At 57.8% G+C, this 9,033-nt stretch carries 13 protein-coding genes and 1 tRNA gene; 6 read left to right on the forward strand and 8 right to left on the reverse strand.

From position 1 onward, the window contains the following. Positions 1-120: 120 nt before the first annotated feature. From RTCIAT899_RS18180 to RTCIAT899_RS18190, 3 genes are all read right to left on the reverse strand, one after another. Positions 121-194 (reverse strand) — tRNA-Gln (locus RTCIAT899_RS18180). A 161-nt stretch (positions 195-355) separates the two neighbouring features. Beyond that, entirely contained in the window at positions 356-991 is a 636-nt protein-coding gene (locus RTCIAT899_RS18185) for an NrsF family protein (protein ID WP_015341702.1), read from the reverse strand. Beyond that, positions 978-1,544: a sigma-70 family RNA polymerase sigma factor gene (locus RTCIAT899_RS18190; RefSeq protein ID WP_015341703.1), complete on the reverse strand. Its 567-nt coding sequence runs from the start codon at positions 1,542-1,544 to the stop codon at positions 978-980. The genes RTCIAT899_RS18185 and RTCIAT899_RS18190 overlap by 14 nt, the downstream gene beginning before the upstream one ends. Positions 1,545-1,835: 291 nt before the next feature. On the opposite strand from RTCIAT899_RS18190, the gene RTCIAT899_RS18195 reads away from it, so the two are divergent. The 5 genes from RTCIAT899_RS18195 (at position 1,836) to RTCIAT899_RS18215 (ending at position 4,668) form a co-directional block, all read left to right on the forward strand. Further along, the gene (locus RTCIAT899_RS18195; RefSeq protein WP_015341704.1) at positions 1,836-2,102 is read left to right on the forward strand and encodes a BufA1 family periplasmic bufferin-type metallophore; all 267 of its coding nucleotides are present in this window, start codon (positions 1,836-1,838) and stop codon (positions 2,100-2,102) included. 46 nt (positions 2,103-2,148) lie between these two features. Next, entirely contained in the window at positions 2,149-2,433 is a 285-nt protein-coding gene (locus tag RTCIAT899_RS18200; RefSeq protein WP_015341705.1) for a BufA1 family periplasmic bufferin-type metallophore, read from the forward strand. A gap of 110 nt (positions 2,434-2,543) precedes the next feature. Continuing rightward, positions 2,544-3,398: an MNIO family bufferin maturase gene (gene bufB, locus RTCIAT899_RS18205; RefSeq protein ID WP_015341706.1), complete on the forward strand. Its 855-nt coding sequence runs from the start codon at positions 2,544-2,546 to the stop codon at positions 3,396-3,398. 10 nt (positions 3,399-3,408) lie between these two features. Further along, positions 3,409-4,164 carry an HvfC/BufC N-terminal domain-containing protein gene (locus tag RTCIAT899_RS18210; RefSeq protein WP_015341707.1) on the forward strand — a complete coding sequence of 252 codons (756 nt, stop codon included), beginning with the start codon at positions 3,409-3,411 and terminating at the stop codon, positions 4,162-4,164. An 18-nt stretch (positions 4,165-4,182) separates the two neighbouring features. After that, entirely contained in the window at positions 4,183-4,668 is a 486-nt protein-coding gene (locus RTCIAT899_RS18215; protein WP_015341708.1) for a DoxX family protein, read from the forward strand. 117 nt (positions 4,669-4,785) lie between these two features. Here RTCIAT899_RS18215 and RTCIAT899_RS18220 read toward each other — a convergent pair whose 3' ends face one another. Beyond that, on the reverse strand, positions 4,786-5,742 hold the full coding sequence (locus tag RTCIAT899_RS18220) for a phytanoyl-CoA dioxygenase family protein (protein WP_015341709.1): 957 nt from the start codon (positions 5,740-5,742) through the stop codon (positions 4,786-4,788). 471 nt (positions 5,743-6,213) lie between these two features. On the opposite strand from RTCIAT899_RS18220, the gene RTCIAT899_RS18225 reads away from it, so the two are divergent. After that, positions 6,214-7,131 carry a DUF1003 domain-containing protein gene (locus RTCIAT899_RS18225; protein WP_015341710.1) on the forward strand — a complete coding sequence of 306 codons (918 nt, stop codon included), beginning with the start codon at positions 6,214-6,216 and terminating at the stop codon, positions 7,129-7,131. Between the two features lie 66 nt (positions 7,132-7,197). Here RTCIAT899_RS18225 and RTCIAT899_RS33115 read toward each other — a convergent pair whose 3' ends face one another. The 4 genes from RTCIAT899_RS33115 to RTCIAT899_RS18240 all read right to left on the reverse strand — a co-directional run bounded on the left by RTCIAT899_RS33115 (position 7,198) and on the right by RTCIAT899_RS18240 (position 9,033). Beyond that, complete coding sequence (locus RTCIAT899_RS33115) at positions 7,198-7,587, reverse strand: hypothetical protein (protein ID WP_135488248.1); 390 nt, start codon at positions 7,585-7,587, stop codon at positions 7,198-7,200. 52 nt (positions 7,588-7,639) lie between these two features. Next, positions 7,640-7,786, reverse strand: a complete 147-nt coding sequence (locus RTCIAT899_RS34580; protein WP_376766896.1) for a DUF6990 domain-containing protein — start codon at positions 7,784-7,786, stop codon at positions 7,640-7,642. Continuing rightward, on the reverse strand, positions 7,783-8,220 hold the full coding sequence (locus RTCIAT899_RS18235) for a hypothetical protein (protein WP_135488249.1): 438 nt from the start codon (positions 8,218-8,220) through the stop codon (positions 7,783-7,785). Before RTCIAT899_RS18235 ends, RTCIAT899_RS34580 begins: the two co-directional genes overlap by 4 nt. Before the next feature lie 261 nt (positions 8,221-8,481). Continuing rightward, on the reverse strand, positions 8,482-9,033 hold the full coding sequence (locus RTCIAT899_RS18240; RefSeq protein ID WP_041677736.1) for a DUF6990 domain-containing protein: 552 nt from the start codon (positions 9,031-9,033) through the stop codon (positions 8,482-8,484).

Consider the following 9,033-nt stretch of genomic DNA (forward strand, 5'->3'; position numbering starts at 1 on the left):
AAGTCAAATCTAACTACAAGGAGTAGTTTCTTCTGCGAAAGGATTGCAATCATCGGGAAGACGGATATTTGCCCCAGGGAGTGAGACAAACGTGCTCACTCGAATAGGGAAGCTTGAAATTGGCTGGGGAACCTGGACTCGAACCAAGATTAACGGAGTCAGAGTCCGTCGTTCTACCATTGAACTATTCCCCAACGACCGCCAGGCGATAAAACCGTTCGCGGTGAAGGCTGGGCCTCTATAATAGAATTCGTCGCAGATGCAAATAGTTTAACGCAGGCAAATGCATTTTTTTGGCGGAGCCCCGTCGATGCTCAAGATGATGGCCCCTGGTGGAAGTTTAGGATTGATTATTTCACCAGCGCAACAGGCGCCTGCCGAGGACATATCCGACCGCCGTCACCATGGCGATCGCGATCGGGTACCAGAGCAGGACGAAAAGTGGGCTGTCGTCCGTGCAGTTGGAGGCGTAGAAGGTCGCCGCGATGCCGCTGGCGGCAAGGCCGGCGACGGCGCCGGCAATACCCGGCTTTTCCGGCGCGCCCTGGCGCAGGGCAAACAGGAAGCAGGCAAGCGGCCCGATCGACAGCAGCGGGATTAGTGTCAGGCAGAAGCGGGCATTGTGCCCGATCATCCGCGCACTCCAGCTGTAGGCCGGCATGACGGCCATTTCGACAGCGGCGGCGGCAAGCAGCAGGACGGGCGCCAAAAGCAGCGTCCAGCCCCACAGGCGTAGTGAAACGCCCGGCCGCCCGATGCGGAAGACGACGGCGCAGGCTGTTGTGGCAAGTGCGATCGTCACGACGAACTTGAACAGGAAGCGAACGGTCTCCATCGCTGTATCGATATCGGCACGAAAGCCGATCGCGGCGAAGAAAAGCCCGCCGCTGATGAGGATGCCCGCGATAACCGCCATGGTCAGGGCCTTGCCGATCCGCGTGCGGACCGGCGCGTCCTGCGCCAAAAGATTGATGAGGTCATCGGTTTTCACTGGTCTCACTCCGATACAAAGCCGCAAGCGCCTTCAACGCGCGGTGCAGCGCCACGCGCACCGCCCCTTCCGTCATCTTCAGCCGGCCCGCCGTTTCCCGCACGCTGCTTCCCTCGACGGAAATCGAGCGCACGATCGTCTTCTGCGGGTCTTTCAGCAGCTCCAGCATACGATCGACATCGAACCGGTCCAAGGCGTCGGTATGCACTTCCGCCTCCAGGAAATCGATCACGTCGTCGATCGGTACGCTCGTATGCCGCCCGCGCCGCCTCAGGCTGTCGATCAGCTTGTTGCGCACGATCGTCGACAGCCAAGGTCCGATCGGGCGGGATGAATCCCATGTGCCGCGCTTCAGATGGATGGCCAGCAGCACTTCCTGCACCACATCCTCGGCCTCGCTTACCGGCGCGCCTAGCTGGTCGCAGCGCCGGCGCGCCATGGCGCGCAGGTGCGGCGTCACAGCGGTGAGGAAACGGTGATAGGCCTGCGCATCGCCGCTGATGGCGGCGCGCATCCAGACTGCCCATTCCTCTTCGCGCGCCGAATGATTCATCCGACATCTCCTCTACGCGGGACCGCAAGCTTTCGTTACCGGCAACGGCAACTATTTTTCAAGCCTTTTCGTCTCCGCGACAGATTCTCCGGCGGATGCGTCCGCTACCCATGCACATTCCAGCCTCATCGCCACACCTGCTCGGCTATTGCCCGCCGCAGCAGATAGCCGGCACAGTATAAATGACGCCATCTCGAAAAAATTCCGATGCGGCTGTAACATCCGATCGAGACGCTCCGTAGACCTCGATGCAAGCCAATGACGGCTCGCATCCAACTAGGAGACAGATCCATGAAGAACAGCATCCTCACCCTGGCCATTGCTGGCTCGATCGCCTCGGCACTTGCATCCGTCGCCGTCCCTGCTTCGGCCGCCGATACCAAGGAAAAATGCTATGGCGTCGCCCTCAAGGGCCAGAACGATTGCGCCGCCGGCAAGCATGATTGCGCCGGCAAGTCGACCATGAGCTACGACAAGATGTCCTTCAAGCTCGTTCCCACGGGTAGCTGCACCTCGATGAAGACCCCGAAGGGCCACGGCTCGCTGACCCCGGCCTGATCCGAAACCGGATTGATCGTCAATCATCTCTCGTAAGGAGTTTGTCATGAGCAAGATGTCCGCACTCGCCCTGGCCGCCTCGGTCGCAGCCGCAGTGACGCTGATTGCCGGCGCAACGACAGCATCTGCCGCCGATGCCAAGGAAAAATGCTACGGCGTCGCCCTCAAGGGTCAGAACGATTGCGCCGCCGGCCCCGGCACGACCTGCGCCGGCACGTCAAAGGTCGACTATCAGCGCAACTCGTGGAAGCTGGTTCCCGCCGGAACCTGCGAGACGATCACGACGCCGAACGGCCACGGCACCCTGATGCAGGGGCCGGCCCCGGTCTGACAAGACAGCGTAAACACGTGGGCGGCGCAGCCTTTCACAGGCGCCGCCCCCCTTCCGAACGCAAACCGCTTCGTAACTTTGCTGGAATTGCCCGAACCCGGAGGCCCGCAATGAAACCGTCAGAACTTCCCCGCCACGCCGGCGTCGGCTTCAAGCCGGAACATTTTGCCGCGATCAATGCGGCTGCGCAGCCGATCGGCTTCTTCGAAGTCCACGCCGAAAACTATATGGGGGCCGGCGGTCCGCCGCATGCCCAGCTCGGGAGGCTGCGCCAAGACTATGCCTTGTCCGTCCATGGCGTCGGCCTCTCCATCGGCTCGATGCTACCTTTGGATAGCGATCATCTTGCCCGCTTGAAGATCGTCTGCGATCGCTACGAGCCGGAGAGCTTTTCGGAGCACCTCGCCTGGTCGACGCACGATACGACCTTTCTCAACGATCTCCTGCCCCTCCCCTATACCGAAGCGACGCTATCGCAGGTCTGCACCCATATCGATCAGGTGCAGACAATACTCGGTCGCCAGATGCTGCTCGAGAATCCGGCTACCTACCTGCTCTTCGAGGAAAGCACGATCGAGGAAACGGATTTTCTCGCCGAAGTCGCCAGACGCACGGGCTGCGGCCTGCTGCTCGACGTCAACAATGTCTTCGTCGCCGCCACCAATCATCACATGGATGCGCGGGCCTATCTGGAGCGCTTTCCTGTGCAATGGGTGCGCGAGATCCATCTGAGCGGCCATTCGGAGACTATCGACGATTCAGGTGCGCCACTTTTGATCGATAGCCACGATACGCCGGTGAAAGATCCTGTCTGGGCGCTCTATGAAGAGCTGATCGGCCGCACCGGGCCGATTGCCAGCCTGGTAGAGTGGGATAACGACGTGCCGGAATGGCCGGTTTTGAGGGCCGAGGCCGAAGCGGCCGACACCATCCTGAAGCGCGCTGCCGCACGCCGGGCAGCCTGAGGAGGGTTGGATGTCTTTTTCCACGCAAAGCGAATTCGCCGCAGCGCTCATCGATCCCGCTCTGGCGGTGCCCGATGGACTGACGGCCTGGAACGGCTCACGGCCCGCACGGCGTTTCGGCGTCTATCGCAACAACGTCGCCATCGGCCTGATCGGTGCGCTCTCCTCGCGTTTTCCGGCAGCGGAAAGGATCGTCGGTGAGGAATTCTTCGCCGCCACGGCGCATGAGTTCATCCGCCTGCATCCGCCGCGATCGCCGCTGCTGCTTGCCTATGGCGATGATTTCCCCGATTTCATTGAAAGTTTCGAACCGACACGGGAAATCCCCTATCTGGCCGATGTCATGCGGCTGGAGGCGCTGCGAGGGCGGGCGTATCACGCGGTGGATGCCGTGCCGCTCGATGCAGCGCTCGTGGCGACCATCGAGCCGGCAGGCCTGGCGGAGCTGACTTTCGTGCCGCACCCCTCTGCCTCGATCGCACGTTCCACCTATCCGGCCGTCACCATATGGGCGATGAACACCGGCGAAATCGAGCTTGCGGATATCGACGATTGGACGGGCGAGGATGCTCTCGTCATCCGCCCGCAGATGATTGTCGAGGTGCATCGCTTGCCGCCGGGTGGCGCAACCTTTCTGGAAGAGCTGTTTTCGGGCGCCGCCCTTGGCGAGGCCTATGAGAGGGCTCTCGCCGAAGCCGCCAATTTCGATCTTTCCGCCAACCTCGCCGGTGCGTTCACGGCAGGCGCTTTCATGGCCATTCGCTGAACGCCAAGAGGAATGAAGATGCAGAACCAGATGATGACGGCCGCCCCGGACGAACGCGAAACCGTGCCCCGAAGGCTCTGCGGCGCCCTGAAACTTCTCGACCGCATCCCGCACGATCTGATCGCGCTCGTTGCGAGGCTGTCGATCGCCGCGGTCTTCTGGCAATCCGGCCAGACGAAGGTCGATGGCTGGCATGTGACCGACAATGCCGTCTATCTCTTTCAGACGGAATACAAGCTGCCGCTGGTCGATCCCTGGATCGCTGCGCATATTGCCGCCTTCAGCGAGCATTTCTTCCCGTTCCTGCTCGTCATCGGTTTCGCAAGCCGGCTCTCGGCGCTGGCGCTGCTCGGCATGACCCTGGTCATCGAGATTTTCGTCTATCCCGATGCCTGGCCAACGCATGGCACATGGGCAACCTGTTTTCTGGTAATCATCGCGGGCGGGCCGGGGCGCATCGCGCTCGACCATCTGATTGCCAGACGGTTCAGCCGCTCGGCCTGAGATCGGTCAGACGGGAGCGCCAATTATAAAAGGCGCTCCATGATGCCAGCTAAATGCGCGTTTTGATTTTGCGCCTGTCGTTGTTGCGAAACCGCAGTGGACTTCGCGCGGCGTGCTCTAGCGCAGGACCGGTTCGCCGTGGAAACGGCGGTGCGACGGCTTCGAGACCCCGAAACCCACCTCCATCATCAGCCGCGGCTTCTGCGTCGGTACGGTGCCCATATGGAAACCGAAGGGATCTTCGACAAAGCCGGAGCCGGCCTTGCCTGTCAGCGTCAGCGCGTTCGCCTGCCCATAATAATCGAGCACCTCCTTGGCCGGATGCCCCACAAGCAATGTCAGCTGATGCCGGACGCGCCGGCGCTTGTGGCTTCCCTTGACGAAGACATGCGGGCCGGTGCCCTCATCAACGTCGACGAGATTGAAGAAGAACTTCAGCATCCGCCAATCATCGAGATCGAAGTGGTATTTGTCGAGTGAGGCGAGGCTTCTGTCGGCCTCGGAAGCCTGCGTCGGGAAGCTCCACCAGATGCGGGTGGTGATTACCTTGGCCTGCCCGCCGAGATATTGGCGGGCGACATCGATCAGCAGCGGATCGCGCTGGACCGCCATGACAGCCTCGCAATCGAGCGAGCGCTCGAAGAAGTGTCCGCTCAGAAGCGGCCGTCCGAAACGACCCTCCGCTTGCCTGTGTTCGCTTGCGACAAATTCGAGCTTCCTGTTGAAATTGCCGAAGCAGGCGGTGTGGGCAGCGAATTCGGCGATTTCCCGATGAATATGGTCCGGCAGCATCAGGCTCGGATAGATGCCATCATTCCGCAGGGCCTTGACGATGGCGCTGCGATCGGCGCCGGCAAACATCGAGGCGCCGGAAACCGGAAGCCTGACGGGCTGCCTGGTGGCCAGCCAATGGATGCGCCGAAACGGCAGGGTCCTGGCCAACAGGAACATAGGCAGCCAGGCTGGATTCTCTTTGAGATCGGTCAGGTAAGTCGGTATCCTGACGGCCATACGCTTGAAGCGGCCGCCCTGCCGGGCGATGGACTCCAAGTCCTCTGCCGGGGGATTGTGCATAGCGATCCTTTCCACTCTTTTAAAAGATCCGCGACGACAGGCCCCCAACCCGCTGCCGATAATTCATTGAAACCTTAACATTTATTCGCTCTCACGAATGTCTGTTGCACTGCGGCAAATAGAAGTCGGCCGGCCCTGGTCAAGGGGTGAAAAATCAAAACCTGATTGAATCGGTAGAAATTCCTGCAGAAACACGTAACGCTTTTGAAAACGTTTAAGAAATCGCGCGGAACGGTTGTTTTTGGAGGTCCCGGCAAAATTCGGCGCAACGGATCGCAAGGACGGCGCACGGTGTTTGCCGTTGCTTAGGATAATGGCGCTAGAATTTTGCCGGGAGCAAATGGAAGAGTAAAGTTGCAGATGGGAGATAGCGGCCTGTATCGGTCGCAATATCCCCTGTCTTCGAACAGTCATATTCCTGTTCGCATTATTGGCTAAATGAGCGAGAAAACGTCAAAGAAGGCCCCTTAGATGACAGAAACGAAGACCTTTGAGCCGGCGGAAGGTATCGTCGATTTCGACGCGGGCGAGGGCGAGAGCCCAACCGTTGTGGAGATGGACGATTATACCAAAAGTCTCGCGCAGGCGAAGGCCAAGTCCGTCAAGCTGATCGACGCCATCACCGGTCAGGTGCTCAAGAAAAAAGATGCCGTCCATGTCGATGACCTCCGCCCCTCGCTGGCGGATTTCATGCGGCTCAAGCATCCGGAGCTTCGCGCGGACGACTATATCAGCCGCAAGGTCATGGACGATTACCGCGCCCAGTATATTGCCGAGCTGCTGACGGTGGAGCGCGGCGAGCTTTCCAACCTCGAGGACGAGGTCGTCGAAAGCCTGAAGACGCATGATACGCTGGCCGAAAACATCGAAGAGGATTACGAGGACCACCGTTCGATCGGCGACCGCATGGCGGATGGCGTCGCGTCCTTCGGCGGCAGCTGGGTCTTTATCATTTCCTTCTGTCTGTTTCTCGCCGTCTGGATGGCCGTCAACATCGTCATGGGCGAAAAGCAGGCCTTCGATGCCTATCCATTCATTCTTCTCAATCTCGTCCTGTCGACGATCGCCGCACTGCAAGCGCCCGTCATCATGATGAGCCAGCGCCGCCAGGAAGAGAAGGATCGCCTGCGCGCCCTCAATGACTACAAGGTCAACCTGAAGGCCGAACTGGAAATCCGCCACCTGCACGAAAAGGTCGACCACCTCCTCAATCGCCAATGGGAGCGCCTGACCGAAATCCAGCAGATCCAGATCGAGATGATGCTGGAACAGGCCAAGGCCGCGACACGGGCGATCAAGGCCAACAAGGCTACGAAGGCGAAGACCAGTGCGCTGAAGAGCCTCTTCACCAAGGTCAAGGATCCCGATCCGGACGATTCCGTCAACTGACCGTGGACAAACCGGCGGCTCTTATCCGGCCCCGCATGGATCGATTGTTCACCTCCTTCCTCTATATCACCGACTGGGATGCCGCTCAGTGCGGCTCTCCTTGGTGATGCCCCGCTCCTTTCCTCGGTCGATCTGCCTGAGCCCCGTTTGTGAACAGAACCGGCATACAGAGAAGATAGAGCGAAGCACCGAGAACCCAGACCAGCCGGGAAAGATATGCCTTGAGGCAAAATAGGTCTCGCTGATCACCCAGGGCGCGATCATGGAGGCAAGGCTCATCAGGCAGGTCAGCATTCCTTGCAGGCGCCCCTGCGCATCCGCACGCACCCGTTTCGTCATCAACGGCAGCAGCGCGGGCCGCGCCAATGCCGCCGAGGCAAAAGAGCGGGAAAAGCAGGAAGGCGATGAAACCGCGCGTGGCAAAGACGATTGTAACGATAGGCGCAAACCGCTCACCCAGCGCTCGGCATCTGAACCTGAAGGGTAACTAGACGCTTATTCTCCAGCTTCACGCCCGCTCAGCTGCGATATTGACTGCCCGATCGATCATCTCACGCGTAATCATCGGCACAAAGTTCATCCGCTTCCCTTTGCGGAATATTTCTTGGTAATCGACTAAAGTAGTGAAATCTGCAAGATACGCTAGCGCAGTCAAATGTCGTAATTGACCTCCGCCAACATCTGGACGCCTTTGATCGCGAGTTCATGTATGCAGTTTTGAAGATTCAAATTTTGGCCCCAAATCTCGATCTCTCGAAGAATACTTTTGAACAGTTCTGAATATTCTTCGTCGTGTTCTGGAATTGCCTTTGCAACCTCCGTATAAGCAACCGCCTGAAATTTAGCTTTATTTTGGAATATTTCTTTCTCAATTTTGCTGAACAGAGCATTTGTCAAAAACGGGCCAACGCGGACTTTTGGATTCAAAGTTGGGGCCAATACGCTTCTGTTATTGGTGACCAATCGGACACTCGACCCATCGAAATCACGCGAAACGGTCCAGAAGTTCTTGCGTTTACCATGCTGCGAGAACCAGCCCTGCTCTTCGAAATATTCGACAAACTGACTTATGAAGTTAGCAGTGTCCAATCGAAACCTCATGGGCTTTACCGTTATCGGTTTTTACTTCGCACCACTCCTTATCACGGAGGTACTGTATCAACGGTTGCAGCTTTTTGAGATCAAAGCGTCTGGTCATTTTGTGGGCCCTGGAGTTGTAGTGTGATAGAAGGGCATTCCGTTAGGATAGGTCTTGTGCCTTCAACAATCTACCAACAGCAAACCTCAGACTAAAAACTAGGCTTATTTAGATTTTCTGCACGTTTGCTACTCAAAGGCCATTTTCCAGTTTCACGCCCTCTCAGCTGCAATATCGACTGCGCGATCAATCATCTCTGGCGTGATCATCGGCACAAAATTTAGCCGCTTCCCCTTGCGGAATATCTGCTGATAGTCAATCAAGGTATTGAAATCGCCCAGATAAGCGAGAGCAGCCAAATGCTTCAATTGAGGTTGACCAGTATCGGGTGGTGGCGCAGCGAGTGCCTTGATTGCTGAAAGATTGTCTTGTTCCACCCACCAAGCAAGGGCCTCATTGCTCGCTTCTTCAATATCCGTATCGCAAAACTCGGTCTTCCGCTTCAATATATTTCGTTGATAAAGCCACATATGTCTGGGCTCTCGACCGGCTATTTTCTCAACTATCTCCGAATAGACGCTCAAACCAGAAGATATGATCAGTGTCATAATTTTTTCGTTGGGAAGTTGCCGAAGCTGAAGAATAGCCTGGAGCTCATTGTCGCCGCTTTTTCTGAAAACAACGGCGTCACCTGTCATCTCAGGAACAGTGGTCCAGCCCAATTGCTTCAAGACAGATACCGCTCTCAGTTCCATATCATTCAT

This window comes from Rhizobium tropici CIAT 899 (assembly GCF_000330885.1).
GTDB lineage: Bacteria > Pseudomonadota > Alphaproteobacteria > Rhizobiales > Rhizobiaceae > Rhizobium > Rhizobium tropici.

Bases quoted from the DNA above. Each gene is read 5' to 3' on its own strand.
- RTCIAT899_RS18190 (WP_015341703.1), bottom strand. From the start codon at position 1,544: ATGAATCATTCGGCGCGCGAAGAGGAATGGGCAGTCTGGATGCGCGCC.
- RTCIAT899_RS18215 (WP_015341708.1), top strand. From the start codon at position 4,183: ATGCAGAACCAGATGATGACGGCCGCCCCGGACGAACGCGAAACCGTG.
- bufB (WP_015341706.1), top strand. From the start codon at position 2,544: ATGAAACCGTCAGAACTTCCCCGCCACGCCGGCGTCGGCTTCAAGCCG.
- RTCIAT899_RS18225 (WP_015341710.1), top strand. From the start codon at position 6,214: ATGACAGAAACGAAGACCTTTGAGCCGGCGGAAGGTATCGTCGATTTC.
- RTCIAT899_RS18195 (WP_015341704.1), top strand. From the start codon at position 1,836: ATGAAGAACAGCATCCTCACCCTGGCCATTGCTGGCTCGATCGCCTCG.
- RTCIAT899_RS18240 (WP_041677736.1), bottom strand. From the start codon at position 9,033: ATGAATGATATGGAACTGAGAGCGGTATCTGTCTTGAAGCAATTGGGC.
- RTCIAT899_RS18220 (WP_015341709.1), bottom strand. From the start codon at position 5,742: ATGCACAATCCCCCGGCAGAGGACTTGGAGTCCATCGCCCGGCAGGGC.
- RTCIAT899_RS18210 (WP_015341707.1), top strand. From the start codon at position 3,409: ATGTCTTTTTCCACGCAAAGCGAATTCGCCGCAGCGCTCATCGATCCC.
- RTCIAT899_RS18200 (WP_015341705.1), top strand. From the start codon at position 2,149: ATGAGCAAGATGTCCGCACTCGCCCTGGCCGCCTCGGTCGCAGCCGCA.